Origin of the sequence: Algoriphagus boseongensis (assembly GCF_004362805.1) — a bacterium.
Lineage (GTDB): Bacteria > Bacteroidota > Bacteroidia > Cytophagales > Cyclobacteriaceae > Algoriphagus > Algoriphagus boseongensis.
Genome location: NZ_SNYF01000006.1, coordinates 1 through 20,927, shown reverse-complemented (window position 1 = coordinate 20,927; position 20,927 = coordinate 1). Strand labels below are relative to the sequence as shown.

Here is a 20,927-nt window from a genome sequence, read left to right as displayed (position 1 = left end):
TTGAATTATTAGTTTATATAATAAACCAGTTTATAACATGAAAACGAACGCTAGAATTTTCGCCCTTTTATTGATGGTAACACTGATGGCTATGGGTTTTCCCCAAGACCTGAAAAAGCTCAGCTATCAAGCCTATCTCACTCAGGATAAGAAAGCCTGGAAACAAAACGTGGCTTTGGCTACGCAAACTTATCAGGCTGAACCTGAGGAGAAAAATCTATTCAACCTTGCCTTGATGGAATATGGTCTTCTCAATGCCACTATGGTCGATCAGGACGAGCGACTTTTTGATGCCTATGCAGATGGATTGGAGAAAAGACTTAAAACCCTAACCCAATCCAAGACCTATGCTGCGGAAGCCAAAGCACTTTTGTCCTCTCTTTATGGATACAAGATTGCTTTCAGCCCGATGAAAGGCATGTTTTTAGGTCCAAAAAGCTCAAGTTTGCTGGAAGAGGCCTTCGCAAAGGCACCTCATTCACCGATTGTGCTGAAAATGATGGCCGGAAATAAGTATTTCACCCCTGAGACTTGGGGTGGGGACAAGGATGAAGCACTTCTTCTTTTCCAGAAATCAAATCAGGCTTTTGAAAAATCGGGAAAAGAGCAGAATTGGATGTATTTGGACAATATGGCCTGGATGGGAATGATCTATCTTGAAAAAGGCAATGAAGCCAAAGCCAAAGAAATCTGGATACAGGCTGTGAAATTAGAGCCCAACTTTCATTGGGTTTCCAAAGGGCTCCTGGCGGATTTAAATTGAATTAGAGGTTGATATATTAAAAAAGCAGCGGTCGGTAGTCGCTGCTTTTTTCTTTTTAGTCTAAAATTATCCGTTCACTTTTTGGATACTTGACTTCATATTGGAAAGAAACCTTTTGTTGTGCTCCTGGAGCCAAGCTTATTTCCCAATTGATTATTCCCGTTTGTGGATCGAGTTTTCCACCGCTGAGTTCCCCAGGGGTCACTGTAATGTTGGAATTGACTGATACAGGAATCTGATCCTTCACCAGCAAAGTGACGGGTTGGGATTTATTGTTTTTCAGGGTGATCTCATAGCCCCGGCTTTCGGTGATATTGGATCCGATGGTTCGTTTTTTGGAGAATTGATCCACTTTTTCCCGTTGCATTACGATCGAGCGATCCCGTCCCATGGAGATTTGAAGCGTATCCTGAAGTGCGGCAGCATTGAGAATAGACCGACCGACAAAACCCTCCTCAAAGTACAGATTGCTTTCTCCCTCGAGCAGGCTGTATTGACTCCAATCGGTGATTTCCGCCAAGAGAAAGGCATCTTTGTCCAGTTTGGGGATAGCGGTGTAGCGATAATTTGCCGGTATTTCGTAGGTTTTCAAATCTACCAAAGTCCGCTCCCCGTTGGTTTTGATCGAATAGGGTTCGGCTACTTCGATTTCGACGGTAGTTTGGTTTTCGACAAAATTGGTCATCAAAGGAGCAGATTCTCTATCCCTGGTATTACTTCCTGTAACTGCCACTCCAGCTACTCTTCCTTGAAGGCTTCTTTTTGATTCAGAACTAAACCCTGATACTACTACTTCCTCTAACATTTGAACATCCTCTTTCAGACTTACACTGACAGTAGACCGACCTTGGATAGCTATCTCTTGTGTTGAAAATCCCACAAATGAAAATACAAGATTTTGGGCTGTAGGAGGGATTGTGATCGAATATCTTCCATTGAGATCTGTAGCTGTTCCGATGGTGGTTCCTTTGACCAAGACAGTGGCTCCGGGGATGGGCTCTCCATTGGAATCCAGCACCAATCCGCTGACCTGCCCCGGTACAGGTGGCAAGGCAAACTTATTCACTGTGGTAAAGCGGGCATAGTTCAGTTCCCACTTTTCGAGGAAGGGAGCCTGTCCGCTTTGGTTGGGATTGGCATTGGAAAATCGAAGCTTGACATTTTTCCAGTCCACCCCGGTATTTTGGTACACTTCCGCTTTGTAGTTGATCTTGAGGGGGTCTTGGATGGTCTTGACGCGCACATCGTACTTCGGGTACCATCCTGCATTGGCAACCAAGTAGTTGATTTGGAAGTTGCCCGATCCAGCCACAGGAGCCTTCACGCGAATGCGGATTTCTGCAGTGGATTTGTTTTGGCTTTCACGCATGGACTTCACCTGATTCCGGAGCCGTTCCAGTTCCCGGTCATTTTCTGCAATCTTGGACTTTACCTGAAGTTCCTCATTGGTGATTTTGGTGAGTTCGGCATCATAAAACTCCAAAGCTGCCTTCAATTCACTCATGGTCGGTCCGCTTTGACTTCCTCCCAAGTCTTTGTTTGCAGAAAGCAGCCCTGCTTTGTTGGAAAGGATTTGGAGGCGGTTTTGTGCCAAAGTTTGAGCCTTCTCAATACTTTCGATCTGATTTTCAAGTTCTTTGACTTTTTCTCCGAGTTCTTTTTCAGTTAGAAAATCCAGGCGTTTGTTGACGGCCTGAATGCTAAAATTGCCCTGAGCTTTGACCTGAATGCTTTTTTCATCCAGGTAGGGAGACAAACCCTTTAGCACAATGATGGATTCACCTGAGGAAATCTGACCCGAAGCTTGTTCAAAAATCTGTGCTCCGGAAAGAAACAAAGTGACTTCCTGGATTTGGCTGGAAAAGGGGGTTTCTTTCAGTTCTTGAGCCAATGAGGAGAGAGTCAAGAGGAATAAAAAGACGGCAAAAATGGATCGTTTCATAATAAGTCTGTTTAGTTTAAAAAGAACGAATTATTTCATCAAAAGGCAACAGTAGAAAAGTTAAAAATTGGAATTCTGGATAATACTGTCCCTGATTTCGCAGTAGAATGTTAGTTTTGCCGGATCAAAAAAATCCCCATTCATGACTCTTTTTCAAAGCATCATCATCGCAATTATCGAAGGCCTGACGGAATTTTTACCCATTTCATCCACGGGACACATGATTTTGGCTTCCGCTGCCATGGGCATTCACGAGGATGAATTTGTAAAAACCTTCGAGGTATTTATCCAATTGGGAGCCATTTTGGCGATTGCCCTGATGTATATCAAGCGATTCTTTCGAGGATTAACTATTTATTTCAAGCTTTTTGCTGCTTTTCTACCAACTGCTGTGATTGGACTTTTGGCCTATGATTTCATCAAGGGCTATTTGTTTAATCCTATCGTGGTTTCGGTTTCTTTGATTCTAGGTGGGATAATCCTGATTTTTATTGACAAGAAAGTCGTTAATCAGACTTCCACTCTTCAAGAGGTGGAGGATATCTCTTACAAAAACGCCTTTTTTATTGGGCTATGTCAGTGCCTCTCCATGGTTCCTGGTACCTCTAGGGCTGCTGCCACCATTATTGGAGGTGTGTTTAATGGGCTGGATAAAAAGCAGGCAACGGAATTTTCTTTCCTACTAGCCGTACCGACTATGATGGCCGCCGGAGGATATGACCTTTTGAAATCGGATTTGGCCTTTGACCAGGCGCAGGTGATCATGCTGGCAGTAGGATTTGTAGTCGCTTTTATCTCCGCTTGGATTGCTGTCAAACTCTTTTTGAAATACGTCTCCAACCATGGATTTACTGCCTTTGGCTGGTATCGGATTGTCTTGGGAATCCTGTTCTTGATCTTTATGTGGGGGACGGATTTGGGTTGATTTATCTCGCAGATTGCACAGATATCCACAGATGATTTTTTTTCATGTGAGATAGGAGAAAACAAGAGACTTTTAATCCTAAGTTTTGCTTTAAAGAGGTTCAATGATTACCCAGATAACCTCATAATACCTTATCTGTGTTCATCTGAGATATCTGTGAGAAAAAAAATGAATTTTAAAATCTTAGGCTTGTCCTATTCAGGCTCACAGATTGCACAGATATCCACAGATGATTTTTTTTATGGAAGACAGGAGAAAACAAGAGACTTTTAATCCTAAGTTTTGCTTTAAAAAGGTTAAAAGATTGCCCAGATGACCTGGTAATACCTTATCTGTGTTCATCTGAGATATCTGTGAGAAATAGAATGAATTATAGAATCTTAGGCTTGTCCTATTCAGGCTCACAGATTGCACAGATATCCACAGATGATTTTTTTTATGGAAGACAGGAGAAAACAAGAGACTTTTAATCCTAAGTTTTGCTTTAAAAAGGTTAAAAGATTGCCCAGATGACCTGGTAATAACTTATCTGTGTTCATCTGAGAAATCTGTGAGAAATAGAAATACGTTGTAACCCTTATTGTTTTTTTGAATTGCTCACAGATCACACAGATTTCCACAGATGAAAAATGACCTTCTAAGTTCGAATACCTGGAAGGCCCTGTTTTTTTGAGGGGGAAATATGTCCTGATTCCTTCATTTTGTATAGGTATGACTTCAGATAAGATTTTCTTAAAAGGTTTCAAACTACCTTATATAGGCCCACTTCATTTTTGTCCTTTCGTAATTCGACTAATCTTCTTCTTTTGAACCCAAAAGTAAAACCGCGATTCTGAGCGATTTGGACCGTTTTCCATTGTCCTCTGACTTGAAAAAAACACGTCCAATTTTTACTCAGCCGCTTGGCTTATGTTGGATTCAAAATTCAAAAGAGATGATGAGTTATTCGTTATTAAAAATTGGGGAATTGGGATCCTATGCAGTTCTGGTGGTTTTCATTCTCAAGTATATTCCAGAGATATTGAAAAGCCTTTTTCTATTCTATCAAAAATATCTGGATCATAAATTGGAATGGAAAAAGCAGGAAGATGTAAAGGAATTGAGCGAGAAAGAAATTGAACAGAAAACTATTCTAAAAAGAAAACCACCTTCCTAGCACCTATTTCAGCATGTAATAGAACATCGCCCGTGTCACCGCATTCAAAGGTTCCACCCCTTGAACCCAATCATAAATCTGAGCTCTGGGAATCCCAGTTTCCCGGGCTATTTGATTCAATGAAATGCCTTGTTCTTTTAGCCTTGTTTTGATCGTCACTGGCCTGATCTCTTTGGCGGGAATTTCCCGGTAGGGTATTGCTCTGGTTTGGATTTGATGGTAGGGGAAGTACTTCCCAAATAGATTTTTTGCGACAAGCGATAGCTCCTTGGTAGATTTGGTTGGAAGATTTTCAGGTTTGCCTTGCGTGATTCGAACGGTAAGTTCGAATGAATTAGCTTCTAAAATCCGAAACAGAATTTTCTCCTCTAGAAATAGAACATTCACCTCATGGGCAAAGTCAATCAGTTGGGATTTTTCAACCCAATGTAGAGCTGATTCGATTTTCCCGATTTTTACAAAAATATCTCGGTTCATACTCCTGCGTTTAAAAAAAGAAATCTACTACTAAAAATTAATTTTTCCCCTATTTTTACCCAAAACCATTTTTCAAGATTTATGCCCACGCTGCATTGGATAGGCAAGGAAAAAGTTGTCAATCACCATCAGGAAGTACCCTACCGAGTACTCGAGAAGCAATACGAGTTCAACACGGAATCCGGCTCATCCGAAAACAAAATCATCCAAGGCGACAACCTCGAAGCCCTCAAAAGCCTCCTGCCCGAATACGAAGGCCGCATCAACTGCATCTACATTGATCCGCCCTACAACACCGGCAATGAAAACTGGGTCTACAACGACAACGTCAACCATCCCAAAATCAAAAAATGGCTGGGCGAGACCGTGGGCAAGGAAGGGGAAGACCTCAGCCGCCACGACAAGTGGCTTTGCATGATGTATCCTAGGCTTAAGCTACTTCATAAGCTATTAAATGAAAATGGAGTAATATTTATATCGATCGATGAATTTGAGCACGACTATCTCCATTTGATAATGGATGAGATTTTTGGAAGATCAAATCGAATTGAAACATTCGTTTGGAAGAAGACCTACGGAGGAGGAGCAAAAAGTAAACACGTGGTTAATCTTCATGAATACATACTTTTTTATGCAAAAGACATTGAAAGAATAGGAAAAATAGATCTTCCTCCGGATGAATCAGTGTTGAAGTACTACAAATATCAAGATGAGAAGTTTCAAAAAAGAGGCCCATATCGTCTTCAACCTCTTGCAACAACAAGTATGGATGATAGACCAAATTTAGTCTATCCGATTTTTCATGATGGAAATGAAATTTGGCCAAACAAACAATGGCAGTGGAGTAAAGATCGAGTGGAAAAAGCCCTCGTCGATAATGACCTTTCGATCGAATTTAATGCAAAAAAGTCCTCATGGACAGTAAATTACAAGCAGTATTTAAAGGATGAGGAAGGTAATGTCCGAGGAAAAAAAATGTATTCCCTTCTTGAAGGCATTTACACTCAAATCGGAACCAATAGGTTAAATGAAATATTCGGGAAGAAAATTTTCAATTTTCCAAAGCCTGTAGAATTGGTTCAGCTATTATTCCAAAGCATAACAAGTCCCAATTCCATTATCCTAGACTCCTTCGCCGGTTCAGGAACCACTGCCCATGCTGTTCTGAATCTGAACAAGGAAGACGGAGGTGATCGAAAGTTTATCCTAATCGAGATGGAGGACTATGCGGACTCCATCACTGCGGAGCGAGTTCGGCGAGTCATCCAGGGCTATGGGAGTGGCAGCAAGGCGGTGGAAGGGACCGGAGGGGATTTTGGCTTTTATGCCCTCGGTCCGGCCCTCTTCGATATCGAAGGAAATCTGAACGAGGCCGTCGCAATCTCCGATATCCTCTCCTACATCTGGTACTCCGAGACCCGGACGAAGTGGACTCCGCCTGTCGATCATGCAGATCGCTACTACCTCGGTAGTTTGGAAGATACGGCTTACTACTTTATCTACGATCCGGATAGGCTGACTACGCTGGACTTTGAGTCACTCTCCGCCTGGGTCACGCAGCCTGCCGAGCAGTACATCTGCTATGCGGACAATTGCCTCCTGCCCGAGGCGCTGATGCAGAAGCACCGCATCATTTTTAAGAAAATCCCACGAGACATTACCCGTTTTTAAGCATGGAACTCAAGCCCTACCAACAGCAAGTCATCGCCGATCTTCGGTCTTTTTTGGACTCCATCCAAGTGCACAAGGATATCCGAAAGGCATTTGATACCTACACAGAGGAAAAATGGGGACTGTACAATCCGCTGGACGGGACAGGAATGCCCTCCTACAAGCATACCATTCCCCATGCCGCCAACGTTTGCATCAAAGTGCCGACGGCGGGAGGAAAGACCTTTATTGCCGTCAATGCACTTCGGACGATCTTTGATGCCTTCGATACCTTGCATCCCAAAGCGGTGGTGTGGCTGGTTCCTTGGAGTAACCTTCTCGATCAGACAGTCAACAACCTCAGCAATCCCGACCATCCCTACCGACAAAAGCTCAATGCCCTTTTCAATCATCGGGTGCAGGTCTATGAAAAGAAAGACTTGCTTCAGGGCTCCAATTTCAATCCTACGGTAGTTTCCGAGCAGTTGACAATCGTGGTAATGAGCTTCTCCTCGCTTCGTTCCAAAAAGAAGGAAGACAGAAAAGTCTATCAGGAAAACGGTCAGTTGGCCACGTTTGCAGCGCAATACAAAGACGATTCTCACCTTTTGCCAGATACAGATGAGACCGCCCTCATCAATGTGATCCGCAGCCTCAATCCGGTAGTGGTGGTGGATGAAAGCCATAATGCCGAGTCCGAACTGAGCGTGGACATGCTGAAAAATCTCAATCCAAGCTTTGTTCTTGATTTGACGGCTACGCCAAAAAACAATTCCAATATTGTCAGTCTGGTACCGGCCATTTCCCTGAAAAAGGAACACATGGTCAAGCTTCCTGTCATCGTCTATAACCATCCCGACAAGACGGAGGTGATCAGTTCGGCGTTGCATCTCCGGCAGAAGCTGGAAGCCTTAGCCATCGAGCAGCGAAAAGCTGGGGGAAAATACATCCGTCCGATTGTGCTCTTTCAGGCGCAGCCCCGAACCTCGGAAGACAATACCACTTTTGATAAGCTCAAAGCACAACTGGTCAGTCTGGGAATTCCCGAAGAGCAGATCAAAATCAAAACAGCAGAAAAGGACGAATTGAAAGGAATCGACCTGATGTCAGAGACTTGCCCTGTTCGGTACATCATCACGATCAATGCGCTTAAGGAGGGCTGGGATTGTCCCTTTGCCTACATTTTGGCTTCTCTCGCAGACAAGTCTTCGGCGGTGGATGTAGAGCAGATTCTGGGCCGAGTCCTTCGACAGCCTTACGTGATGAAGCATGCCCATGCTTTGCTCAACATTTCCTATGTTTTAACCGCTTCGGCTAAGTTTCACGACACCCTTCAAAACATCGTCAAAGGGTTACAAGCTTCTGGCTTCAGTGACAAAGATTATCGTAAGCAGGATGTGATGCCTGAGTCAGTGAAAACGCAGGTGATCCAAAAACCTTTGGAAAACTTTCTATTTCCGGAGCAAACAGAAGCAGAGCCTTATGAGGAGGAGATCGATTCTAATCGAATTCAGTTTGCTCCAGATGAAGTTCATGATAGTACATCTCCCGGTCTTCATTCAGTACACGAGATTGAGAAAATGGCAACGGAGGAAACAATACTTTTAGATCAAGAAATTCAAAAACTTAAAGAAGACTATTCAGACCTTCCTTTATTGGCAGATATGGGAGAAAAAATCAAAACCGCCCAGATAAGAGAAGCATTTTTAGAAAATGTATCCACGCTTCAGCTTCCTCAATTTCATTTAAAAGTGACAGCTAATGCGCTCTTTGGATTTGGAGAGCAGGTTTTACTCAATCAGGAATCCTTGTTGAAGGATTTCAAGCTGAGCAAATACGACACGCTGATTGATTTTGAGCAGATTCAATCTGACCTCTATAAAGTCGATATCCAGGAAGCCAAGAAAAATGAATACACTCCCAGCTTCATGAAAATCGAGGATTTGCAAATCAAGGATCCATTAGTCGATTACATTCTAGCCAGACCAAAGGAGAAGCAAATCCAAGAAATCGCGTATCAATTGATGGGCACGATCGGGAATTTGTATCCGATTCCCGAACAAGAAATCAAGCTGTATCTCCAGCGAATCTTGGAGGGAATGACCCAGGAGCAACTCCGGGATATTTTGGTGAGGAGACTGTCCTATTCGGATCGGATCAAAGCTAAGATCAAGTTGCACGCTGATAAATATGCCGAGGAGCAGTTTGAAAAGCAGGTGACTGTTGGAAAAATTGAGACTTTACCCTCTTGGAAGTTTCCTGAAAGACTTATCCCAGGCAAGCCAGGTCCTTCCATAGCCAAATCCCTTTATGATACCGAAGGCGCAATGAATGGATTTGAAATTCGGGTGATTTCAGAAATTGCAGGAATGCCTAATGTTCGATTTTGGCACCGTAACCAAGTCAAAGGTCGAGGGTTTTCGATCAATGGATTTAAGTCAAATCATTATCCAGATTTCATTATCTACACGGAATCGGGAAAGGTTATTGTCTTGGAGACCAAAGGAGATGATCGGGACAATAGCGATAGTGAAGCTAAATGTAGATTGGGTAAAAAATGGGCTGAATTGGCTGGAAAAAAGTTTATCTATATGATGGTCTTTGATCAACGAGAAGTGGCTGGTGCCTATTCATTTGATCAAGCTAAGGGGTTGATAAGGGAGATGTAAAGAATGGATAAAATTTTTTCAGATTCCTATTCCTTTTCAGGCAGACTAGTATCTGGCCCATCTGCATTTCGGAAACTTTATGCATTATATGGGTATTTTCAAGGTAAGAATGCTACTGAAATCTTATTGAATGTAGATGAGTTAGAGTGGATGGATGCAAATCTCTGCGCAGTCTTGGATTCCATAATTTTCGTTCTAAATCGAGACTTTGGCCATCAATTTTTTATTGACAAGAAGCACGTTGAAGGAAAATTTGAAATTTTTGAGAGAAATGGGTTTATCCAATCATCTCATTCAGCCGGAAGAATGAGAATTGACAATCGAGACACATCGATAAAGATGACTAGGTTCAAAACTGAAAGTGATCTAGAATTTGTCGAATACATTGGAGAATCTTTACTCGGACATAAAGCTTTCGAAGAAATGCCTGAGATTAAAGTGGAGCTTCTTGATCACTTTCTGGAGGTCTTTACTAACATTCAGCTTCATGCAAGAACCAACGGGCCAATATTTGCATGTGGTCAATTTTATCCAATTCAAAATATTCTTAAGTTCACACTGGTTGACATTGGAATTGGGTTTCTTCAACCAATTTCAGACTTTACTAAAGGAAAAATAGTCTCGATAAATCAAGCAATTCTGTGGGCTTTAGAAGAAAAGCACACAACTAAGTTGGATGCTCCGGGAGGAATGGGGTTAACTTTCCTCAAAAAATATTGTGAGGAAAATGGTCATGGTTTTCAGATTGTAACAGATGGGATCTGTTGGACAAATGAAAAATCTTTTCTTAATTTTTGGGAAGTAGAAAAGTTTCCAGGCACCACTATTAATCTGACATTTAACTGCAAATAAAACATTATCAATATTTTATAGTATATTCAATTACATTACTTTTGCACTCCCATGATTCAGTTAACAGAAATTTTAGGAAAACCAATCGCTATTCTTCACTCTGATGGGTTGAAGGTTTATGATGCGATAATGGAAGAGTTGGTTACAAATGGTACAGTAGAATTAAATTTTGAAGGGGTTTCCACCTGTACAACTGCCTTTTTGAATGCCTCTTTGGGAAAAGTCTTGATCAATTCGCCAAAATCAACTGACCTTATTCAAATTCTAAATGCGGACAATTCCACTTTAGAAAAAATCCAATGGGTGAAGCAAAATGCGCTTGATCAGGCTAGAAGAGAAGCAAGGGAAGAATCTCTGAGAGAATACCTCGAAAACGCCTAATTTCAATGTCTCTTCGCATTTCAAGGCTGTCCAACCACAAATTGGATGGTAGCAGGAAGTATTTTTTGGATTCAAATGTTTGGATTTTCACTTTAGGAGCCATTGTTAATCCAAATCCTAGGGAAACTGCATATTTGAGTTTTGCTGAAAACCTACTTCAACATGAGATTAAGATCCAGACCCACACACTAGTCTTCTCAGAAGTTTTTAACGCTTTGTTGAGAAATGCTTTTGATGATTTCAAGAGTCAACTTAAAGCGAATGCCTTAGATGAGGCCGCAAGAAAAAAGATTGAGGGATATAGTCTTAAAAAACATTTTAGGGGAACTACAGAATACCAAACTGCCTTAGAAAGAATAAAATCTGACGTTCAGGCATACATTCCAAGTCTAGAATTTCTGGATAAGTCCTATGACCTTGATTTTGAATATATTTCTAAAAGCCTTACGGCAAGTTCTGATTTTAATGACTACCTCTACTACGAAATGGCGTTAGATCTAGGGTTAACAATTGTGACCGATGATGGAGATTTTAATTTCAGTGGTATTGAAATTCTAACGGAAAACCACTGGTCACTAAAGAACTCACAATCATAAAAAAGGCCTTCCAGAATTCTGGAAGGCCTTTTTGATTTTTGGGAATGAAATTTATTTTCGATTCTTCACATATTTTTCCAGCCAGGAATCCATTTCCCAAAGGGTATGCAATACGGATTCTTTGCCTGCATAGCCATGACTTTCATGAGGAAGGAAAACCAATCGAGCTGTAGCTCCATGTCCTTTTAAGGCATTGTAGTAGCGTTCGGATTGGATAGGGAATGTTCCTGAATTATTATCCGCTTCTCCATGGATGAGGAGAATTGGAGTTTTTACCTGATTGGCAAAAGAGAAGGGGGACATGTTGAAGTAAACTTCTGGTGCTTCCCAGTAGGTTCTTTGCTCATATTGGAAGCCAAATGGAGTCAAAGTTCTGTTATAGGCCCCGCTTCTAGCAATACCTGCCGCAAATAGATTCGAATGCGAAAGCAAGTTGGCAGTCATAAACGCCCCGTAAGAGTGACCTCCCACCGCAATTCTGTTTCTGTCACCAATTCCCATCTCCACGATATGGTCAATTGCGGCTTCGGCATTGGCTACTAGCTGCTCAATAAAGAAATCATTGGGTTCCTGATCACCCTCACCGACGATCGGCATTTCTGTTTGGTCCATGATAGCATATCCTCTCGTCACCCAATAGATCGGAGATCCCCAGCTCAATCGGGTAAAGGTGTATTTAGATCCACGTACTTGGGCTGCGTCTGCGGCAGATTTGTATTCACGAGGATAAGCCCACATCAAAACCGGAAGTCTTCCATCTTTTGCCGGATCATATCCTTCTGGAGTGTAAACCACAGCTGAAAGATTCAAACCATCTTTCCTAGGATAGGTCACCAACTGCTTTTTGATTCCTTTGATGGATTCATAAGGGTGGGCAAAATTGGTCACCTGCATAGGAGCGATACGCTTGCGGGTATTGACCAGCCAGTAATTAGGTTGGATATCTGTGCTTTCTTTTAGCGTCACAAACTCATTGGCATCAGCATTCAGGACTTTTACCACTCGCTCATAATAAGGAGCTTGTGATCTCCATAGGATTTTTTGCTCTTTGGTGCTTGTGTTGAAGGTAGAAAGGAAAGGCATGCTTCCCTCCGGACCTCCACCTTCAGAACGCATGAAAAGCAAGTCTCCTTTCCGCATCAATACATTTCTTCCGTATTGATTATCTGTGAAAATAGGATCTCCCGGATCGTTGTATAAATCATCAGAGGAGCGCTCGATGATTACTCTTGGAGCCTGGCTTGGATTGGATGGATTGATTACTGAACGCTTTTCTGTTCTGCTGGCAAACCATCTTTCATTCAAAATAGCAAAGGAATCATCAGACCAGCTGATTCCTCCAAATCGCAAGGAAGTGGAGGCAAGTTTTTGCTTCTCTCCTGAAAAGGGAGCGGTCAAAGTATAAACTACATCCCGCTCAGCGACCTGAGTTCTAGGATTTCCTCCATCCATGGCTTCTACCCAATACAAAGTGGCGGGTTGATCTGCTCTCCAATTGATATTTCTTGGGCCGGTGACTGTAGCATCAAAACCGGTTGGTCTCACTTCATCCAAAGGAATTTGTGCCAAAGTCTTCACTTTTTCCCCGCTTGATTTCCAGATCTCAACGGAATAAGGGAATCTATCCCCAGGAACTAAATAAGAGAATGGCTTTTGGATCGCCTCTATTAATAAATAACTCCCATCTGGGCTGATGTCCATTGATTTGATGAGTGCAGGCTGTCCGACAGGTGTTTTACTTCCATCTAAAGAAACTCTCATCAATTGAGAATCCATAAAATAGGCAAACAAGGCTTCATCGTATGGATTGCTCAATAAATCCTGATAGGTACGGCTTGGAGCGGCATTTCCGGAGGTTTCCTGAATGACCGGACCGGCAGGCGCGGCAGGAGCTTTGGGCATGGAGCCTCTTTGGGGATTTACCGCTTTGATCAAGATGGAATTGTCCGGCATCCAAGCCACTGAGTTTCCAAAAACTTGGTTTACGATAGCTTCAGTCAATTTTTTCGCCTGATAAGTAGCCATATCCACAACCCAAAGGCTGATTCCATTGGCTTCTGTTTGGGTGAAGGCAAGATATTTTTCATCCAGAGAAAAAGAAAACCCGCTCATCTTTGGATTTTGGGGCAAACCGGTAATTTGAATTTCCTCACCACTTCTGGTTTTTTTAATCTTCAGGTTGTAAAAGCTTCCCGATCTGCTGGGACCTGAGGTGGCAGGATTGATTCGGATGCCTGCAATTCTGAGTTCTGGCTGGGCCAAGTCCTCAATGGATGGAGCCTCGGAGCGCTCCAAAATCAGCATCATGCTGCCATCCTTATTAAATGAAACTGAAGGAGTCGCAGGAGCATTGAATAAATCGGCAATGGATTGGGGAGGGGTTTGGTAGGTGGTCTGTGCTGCAAGGCTGAGGGAAACCCCTAACACCAGGCAGAGCAAGGTAATTTTCTTTAAAAGTGGGTTCATATTTCTAAGGTTTTTGCTGAAAATACTACAAAGGAGGCAGAGTGGTTAAAAAAACTCCTTGTACGGCAAACCTGTTACCTAAATGCACAAAAAATTCTTTTGTCTATTTTAGGCCGATCAAACACAGAAAATGAAACGTACGCTATCTGGAAATTTCTTTTTCATCCTTTTCAATACTGGATTCTGTTCGTAGGTTTTGAATCAGTCAAGTTTTTTTCACCTTTTTACCCAACCAATTTTAAGGCGACAATGAAAAACCAAAGATGGTTCTGATTATGAGAAAGAGTTGAAATTTGCCTGTTTCAACTTTTAGGACGATAAGTAATTAAACTTTTTCCTAAGATTTTATCTGGGTTCCTTAGTAAATCTTTAATCTGTTAAGTTTTATGTGCCTCTTCAAGTAGAGGCATTTTTTGTTTTCCAGGCACAGAAAATCAATTTCAGATTGAAAAAAATGCATTTCAAATAATATTTTTTGCAAATAGCTTTGATATGAAAAGCAAATAAGTGTATTTTTATAACGAATTTTAAGGAATGAATGTAAAATCGATTTGGGTTTTACAAGTAATGTGGTCTTCAACTGTTAAGGAAACCCTGATTTTTAGGGTCCAAAGAAGAGGAAAAGAGAGACAAAAATTGAACTCGAAATTTTAAAATCTAAGGATATGGACAAGTTATCCAATTGTAAAATCAGCCATCAAATGATACATGATGGATTTTTATTGAAGAATTTCAAAAAGTTATTTTCTCCAACTTTTTTGATTCTTCCACTAGTCTTTTTGTTTGGATTTTTAAGTAGTGAGAATGTTTTCAGCCAAACGGCAATAATAACTCCTACTACTCCTTTCGAAATTGGTACACCTAATTGCCCTCAGAATAATCTTCGAATAACGAGCGTCGATTTTAGGGATCCTAATACAGGTGAATCATTTAAACCGGAAGATCTTTATGGAACTCCTATTGGGACGCCTATCAATGGGGATATTTACGTGACTTTTGCAGTCAGTGGAAATGGGTACAATTTTCATGTTCAGTACGACTTTTTAATTAATGGGGTAGTTCAAGGCAGTCGTCGGGCTCTCTGTATTGTTGTTGAAGACGGAAATGGAAACACCATCAATATCACTAATGGGTTAGAAATTAAGGTTACTAATTTCACTTGGAATTATGGAGACAAATTAGAAATAAAAAATGTCTATCAAACTTGGGTTACTGGTAATGCAAAACCTAATGATAAATCCTGCCCATCAACTGCAGGTAATTCTCAGTGTGATTATAGACCTCAAGGTTTTGTAATAGAGACTCCTGTAGTTGCAAATTTTTCCTATCAAACCTTTTGTGACAATCGAAATGTTTCGTTTACTAACCTTTCAACTGGTGGTGCGGATAATATAGCATTCAGCTATGTTTGGGATTTTGGCGATGGTAGTACTTCCACCGCAATTAATCCGACTCACACCTATACTTCTGCCGGCACATATACTGTTAAATTAATATCAACAAAGGGACTTGAATCTGATGATGAAACAAAAAATATAACTGTATATGATCCTACTTCTCTAACAATAAATGCGCCTCCTAGTGCTTGCGCTCCAGGAACTGTGGATTTAACAGCAGGGTCCATTACAAGTGGATCATCTCCCGGCTTAACTTTTACCTACTGGCTTGATGCCAATGCAACTCAGACTCTTGCAAACCCAAGCGCGGTAGCAAATTCAGGGACTTATTACATAAAAGGATCAAATGGAACTAATGGATGTTTTTTAATTAAACCAGTAATTGTTACAATAAATCAAGCCCCAGTTGCCCCACTAACCGGCGGTGACCAAGTTGTATGCGAGGCAAGTCCGATTCAGACCTTGACGGCCACCGCCACTGTTCCTGCTGGATTCAGTGTGGTATGGTACGACGCAGCAGTTGGGGGCAATTTGGTCGCCAATCCAACCAAGAACACGACCGGCACAGTGACCTACTATGCCGAAGCCAAGAACAATACGACTAATTGTGTAAGCTTGACCAGAACTGCAGTCAGCTTGACGATCAATCCCGCTCCAACTGCTCCGGTATCTGGAGGCGACCAAGTAGTATGCCAGGCTAACCCAATTCAGACTTTGACTGCAACGGCAACCGCTCCTGCAGGTTCTAGCGTGGTATGGTATGATGCAGCCGTTGGAGGTAATGTGGTTGCTAACCCAACCAAGAACACAACTGGCACAGTGACATACTATGCTGCTTCAAAGAACAATACCACTAATTGCGAGAGTTTGACCAGAACTGCAGTTAGCCTTACAATCAACGCAGCACCAACCGCTCCGGTATCTGGAGGCGACCAAGTAGTATGCGAGGTGAACCCTATTCAGACCTTGACCGCGACAGCATCAGCTCCTGCAGGTTCTAGCGTGGTATGGTATGATGCAGCCGTTGGAGGCAATGTAGTTGCCAACCCAACCAAGAACACAACCGGCACAGTTACCTACTATGCTGCTTCAAAGAACAATACCACTAATTGCGAGAGTTTGACTAGAACAGCGGTTAGCCTGACAATCGACGCTGCACCAACAGCTCCTGTATCTGGAGGAGATCAGGTTCAATGCGAGGCAAGCCCGATTCAGACTTTGACTGCCACGGCAACAGCTCCGGCAGGCTCAAGTGTGGTATGGTACGATGCTGCAGTTGGAGGCAATGTGGTAGCTAACCCAGTGAAAAACTCAGTAGGTGCAGTTACCTATTATGCAGAGAGTGTAAACACTACCACAAATTGTAAGAGTTTGACCAGAACCGCTGTGAGCTTGACCATTCAGGCAGCTCCTGCAGCTCCCGTTAGCGGTGGGAATCAAATTGAGTGTTTAAAAGATCCAATTCAGACCTTGACTGCAACTGCGACCGTACCACAGGGCTTTACCTTGGTTTGGTATGATGCAGCAGTTGGAGGCAATGTGGTTGCCAATCCAACAAGAAACACTGTTGGTTCTGTTACTTATTATGCAGAAGCAATTAATAATGCCACCAATTGTAAAAGTCTGACCAGAACTGCGGTAGTACTTTCAATTTTGGATGCTCCGCAACCACCTGTAAGTGATGGAGATATTACTATATGTGAGGGAGATGCTGAAAAAATCACCGCTAGCGCTTCTGGCCCAGGAACAATTGTTTGGTATGATGCAGCTACAGGAGGAAACATTGTTCCTGACCCAAGTCTAAGTACAGTGGGAACAGTAACCTACTATGCCCAATCTGAAGGTGGATCTTGTTCCAGCTTAATCAGAACTCCAGTTAAATTGACTATCAACGCTGCACCGGTTGCCCCTGTATCTGGAGGCGACCAGGTAGAATGCGAGGAAGGTCCGATCCAGACGTTGACTGCGACAGCTACGGTTCCACAAGGATTCAGTGTGGTATGGTATGATGCAGCAGTTGGAGGCAATGTGGTAGCCAGCCCAACCAAAAATACAACCGGTACGGTGACCTACTATGCCGCATCTAAGAACAATACAACCAATTGTGAGAGTTTGACCAGAACAGCGGTTAGCCTGACAATCAATGCAGCACCAGTTGCTCCTGTATCTGGAGGTGATCAGGTAGAATGCGAGGAAGGTCCGATCCAGACGTTGACAGCAACAGCTACAGTACCACAAGGATTCAGTGTGGTATGGTATGATGCATCTGTTGGAGGAAATGTGGTAGCCAGCCCAACCAAGAACACAACCGGCACAGTGACCTACTATGCCGCCTCTAAGAATAATACGACCAATTGCGAAAGCTTGACCAGAACAGCGGTTAGCCTGACAATCAATACAGCTCCAGTTGCTCCTGTATCAGGAGGTGACCAAGTAGAATGCGAGGGAAGTCCGATCCAGACCTTGACTGCGACAGCGACGGTACCACAAGGATTCAGTGTGGTATGGTATGATGCAGCAGTTGGAGGTAATGTGGTAACCAATCCGGTTAAAAACTCGGTCGGTACTGTAATATATTATGCCGAGGCAGTAAACAGCGCTACGAATTGTGTCAGTTTGACCAGAACGGCAGTTAGCTTGACGATCAATCCTGCACCTGTTGCTCCTGTATCTGGAGGCGATCAGGTGGAATGCGAGGAAGGTCCGATCCAGACTTTGACCGCGACAGCTACGGTTCCACAAGGATTCAGTGTGGTATGGTATGATGCAGCAGTTGGAGGTAATGTTGTTGCTAGTCCTACCTTGAACACTGTTGGTACAATAACCTACTATGCCGAGGCGGTAAACAATGAGACCGACTGTATCAGCTTGAGCAGAACAGCGGTTAGCCTGACCATTCAGGCAGCGCCAGTTGCCCCAGTAAGTGGCGGTGACCAGGTGGAATGCGAGGAAGGTCCGATTCAGACGTTGACCGCGACAGCTACGGTTCCGCAAGGTTTTAACGTAGTTTGGTACGATGCGGCAGTTGGAGGTAATGTGGTAAATAATCCTACGCTTAATTCTGTAGGAAGTATTACCTACTATGCCCAGTCAGTAAATTCATCGACAAACTGTGTAAGCCTGAGCAGAACGGCAGTTAGTCTAACGATCCTAGCCGCACCAGTTGCTCCTATATCAGGAGGCGACCAGGTAGAATGTGAGGAAGGTCCGATCCAGACCTTGACTGCGACAGCGACTGTACCTCAAGGATTCGGTGTGGTATGGTACGATGCAGCAGTTGGAGGTAATGTGGTAGCCAATCCTACTTTGAACTCTGTGGGGACAATAACCTACTATGCCGAGGCAGTAAACAATGAGACCAACTGTATCAGCTTGACTAGAACAGCGGTTAGCTTGACCATTCAGGCAGCCCCAGTAGCTCCGGTAAGCGGCGGCAATCAGGTAGTATGTCTTGAGAATCCAATCCAGACATTGACAGCAACGGCTACAGTACTACAGGGATTCAGCGTGGTATGGTATGATCAATCAATTGGCGGCAATGTGGTAGCCAATCCTATTTTGAATACAGTTGGCTCGGTCACTTATTATGCTGAGGCAGTAAATAATACGACCAACTGCGTTAGCCTAACAAGAACAGCGGTATTGCTTACCATATTGGATGCACCAGCGCCACCGGTAAGTGATGGAGATATAACAATATGTGAAGGAGATCAAGAGAAGATTACTGCTTCAGCATCGGGTCCAGGCACTATTGTTTGGTATGATGCTGCAGAAGGTGGTAATGTAGTTGCAGATCCAAGCTTGAGCAGTGTAGGTTCAGTTACTTACTATGCGCAATCTATTGGAACGTCTTGCTCTAGCTTGACCAGAACAGCGGTTACTTTGACTATCAACCCAGCTCCGGTATCACCGGTAAGCGGCGGTAACCAGACGATCTGCGAGGGCGATGCATCTAGCATCACTGCCACAGCAAGTGTTCCTCAGGGATTCAGTGTGGTGTGGTACAGTGCAGCCATTGGCGGCAACGTGGTGGCTAACCCTACCTTGAGTTCAGTGGGTACGGTAACCTTCTATGCCGAAGCGGTGAATAATGAGACTAATTGTACCAGTTTGAGCAGAACAGGGGTTACTTTGACGATCAATCCAGCTCCAGTAGCACCGGTAAGCGGCGGTAACCAGACGATCTGCGAGGGGGATGCATCCAGCATCACTGCCACGGCAAGTGTTCCTCAGGGATTCAGTGTGGTTTGGTACAGTGCAGCCATAGGCGGCAACGTGGTGGCTAACCCTACCTTGAGTACAGTGGGCACAGTAACCTACTATGCTCAATCGGTAAATAACACAACCAACTGTGCGAGTTTGACCAGAACAGCGGTTAGTTTGACCATCAACCCAGCTCCGGTAGCACCGGTAAGCGGCGGAAATAAGGTTTCCTGCTTTAATGGTGAAAATCAGCTATTGACTGCGACGGCTACAGTTCCACAAGGGTTTAGTGTGGTATGGTATACTGCTCCGACTGGAGGAAGTGTAGTAGCTAATCCTAGCTTAAGTGCTGTGGGATCGGTAACCTACTATGCAGAGGCAGTAAATGCAGGAACAGGCTGTTCAAGCTTGACAAGAACCCCGGTTACGTTGACCTTTAATTCTTGCGCAATTACTTTGACCAAGACAGCGGATGTTGAATCTGTGGACAACGCAGGTGATGTAATAACTTACACCCTGACGGTGACCAACACGGGCAATTCAGCTTTAAGTAATGTGACCATCACAGACCCACTGACAGGTCTTAACCAAAATGTTGGTTCATTGGCAGGCGGTGAGTCCACTAATGTACAGACCTCTTATACAGTAACTCAGGCTGATGTTGATAAAGGAGAAATCTTAAATATTGCATCAGTGAAAGGTACTGCAATCAATGCCGAGGTGTCCGCTCAGGATGATGCGGTAGTAACAGCGGTTCAGAATCCGGATATTGATATTGAGATTACGGACAACGATCCGGTATTGGACGAGCCTGGAGATGAGATTCCATACACAATAGTGGTGACCAACACGGGTAATGTGACATTGGACAACGTGACGGTAGTGGATACCAAGACCGGGACAGTGGTGAATGTGGGAACCTTGGCACCTGGCGAGAGCAAGACGATCGAGGCGACGTATCCGATTACCCAGGAGGACGTGGATACCGGCAGCGTGAAGAACGAGGCGACTGCGACCGGAGAGAGTCCGAATGAGGGAGACGACAACCCAACGGCTACCGATGAGGTGACTACGCCGATCCTACAGCTTCCTGGTATTTTAGTAGAGAAGAGTGCGGACAAGGATGTGATCAGAGAAGCAGGTGAAGTGGTGGTATACACGATTACGGTGACCAACACGGGCAACGTGGTGTTGAACAATGTGGTTGTAAAAGATCCGTTGACCGGACTTGAGCAGAGCATCGGCACCCTTTCAGCAGGCCAGTCAGTCAGCGTGGAGACCTCTTATACGGTTACAGTAGACGATTTGGTAAAAGAGACCTTGGTGAACGTGGCCACAGTTACTGCGGAAGCCCCTGACGGAGAGGACATTTCAGATGAGGCAGAAGAGGTAGTGGGTGTTGGAGCGAACGAGATCATCGCCAATGACGACGACTTTGGCACGTACTTCC

Annotated in this window: 12 protein-coding genes; 9 read left to right on the top strand and 3 right to left on the bottom strand. The window is 43.6% G+C overall.

Annotated features, from left to right (window positions below):
* Positions 1–37: 37 nt before the first annotated feature.
* On the top strand, positions 38–763 hold the full coding sequence (locus DFQ04_RS07650) for a tol-pal system YbgF family protein (protein ID WP_133554441.1): 726 nt from the start codon (positions 38–40) through the stop codon (positions 761–763).
* Positions 764–818: 55 nt separating this feature from the next.
* On the opposite strand, the gene DFQ04_RS07645 is transcribed toward DFQ04_RS07650, so the two are convergent.
* Positions 819–2,705: a DUF4139 domain-containing protein gene (locus tag DFQ04_RS07645; protein WP_133554439.1), complete on the bottom strand. Its 1,887-nt coding sequence runs from the start codon at positions 2,703–2,705 to the stop codon at positions 819–821.
* A 142-nt stretch (positions 2,706–2,847) separates the two neighbouring features.
* On the opposite strand from DFQ04_RS07645, the gene DFQ04_RS07640 reads away from it, so the two are divergent.
* Both DFQ04_RS07640 and DFQ04_RS07635 read left to right on the top strand, forming a co-directional pair.
* On the top strand, positions 2,848–3,630 hold the full coding sequence (locus DFQ04_RS07640) for an undecaprenyl-diphosphate phosphatase (protein ID WP_133554437.1): 783 nt from the start codon (positions 2,848–2,850) through the stop codon (positions 3,628–3,630).
* Between the two features lie 934 nt (positions 3,631–4,564).
* Positions 4,565–4,786, top strand: a complete 222-nt coding sequence (locus tag DFQ04_RS07635) for a hypothetical protein (RefSeq protein WP_133554435.1) — start codon at positions 4,565–4,567, stop codon at positions 4,784–4,786.
* A 3-nt stretch (positions 4,787–4,789) separates the two neighbouring features.
* Here the strand turns inward: DFQ04_RS07635 and DFQ04_RS07630 are convergent, their stop codons facing one another.
* Complete coding sequence (locus tag DFQ04_RS07630) at positions 4,790–5,263, bottom strand: helix-turn-helix domain-containing protein (protein WP_133554433.1); 474 nt, start codon at positions 5,261–5,263, stop codon at positions 4,790–4,792.
* Positions 5,264–5,344: 81 nt separating this feature from the next.
* On the opposite strand from DFQ04_RS07630, the gene DFQ04_RS07625 reads away from it, so the two are divergent.
* From DFQ04_RS07625 to DFQ04_RS07605, 5 genes are read left to right on the top strand one after another with little or no spacing between them, the layout of a single operon-like run.
* A complete protein-coding gene (locus DFQ04_RS07625; protein WP_133554431.1) occupies positions 5,345–6,934 on the top strand; it encodes a site-specific DNA-methyltransferase in 1,590 nt (529 codons plus the stop codon).
* Between the two features lie 2 nt (positions 6,935–6,936).
* Positions 6,937–9,582 (top strand): DEAD/DEAH box helicase, encoded by a 2,646-nt coding sequence (locus DFQ04_RS07620; RefSeq protein ID WP_133554429.1) that lies wholly within the window; start codon positions 6,937–6,939, stop codon positions 9,580–9,582.
* A gap of 3 nt (positions 9,583–9,585) precedes the next feature.
* The gene (locus DFQ04_RS18390) at positions 9,586–10,434 is read left to right on the top strand and encodes a hypothetical protein (RefSeq protein ID WP_133554427.1); all 849 of its coding nucleotides are present in this window, start codon (positions 9,586–9,588) and stop codon (positions 10,432–10,434) included.
* A gap of 51 nt (positions 10,435–10,485) precedes the next feature.
* Entirely contained in the window at positions 10,486–10,815 is a 330-nt protein-coding gene (locus DFQ04_RS07610) for an STAS-like domain-containing protein (protein ID WP_133554425.1), read from the top strand.
* A gap of 5 nt (positions 10,816–10,820) precedes the next feature.
* Positions 10,821–11,411 (top strand): PIN domain-containing protein, encoded by a 591-nt coding sequence (locus tag DFQ04_RS07605; RefSeq protein ID WP_133554423.1) that lies wholly within the window; start codon positions 10,821–10,823, stop codon positions 11,409–11,411.
* 51 nt (positions 11,412–11,462) lie between these two features.
* Here the strand turns inward: DFQ04_RS07605 and DFQ04_RS07600 are convergent, their stop codons facing one another.
* Positions 11,463–13,877 (bottom strand): S9 family peptidase, encoded by a 2,415-nt coding sequence (locus DFQ04_RS07600; RefSeq protein WP_133554421.1) that lies wholly within the window; start codon positions 13,875–13,877, stop codon positions 11,463–11,465.
* A gap of 665 nt (positions 13,878–14,542) precedes the next feature.
* Between DFQ04_RS07600 and DFQ04_RS07595 the strand changes: the two genes are divergently transcribed.
* On the top strand, positions 14,543–20,927 hold a 6,385-nt coding region (locus DFQ04_RS07595), incomplete at its 3' end, for an Ig-like domain-containing protein (protein WP_133554419.1).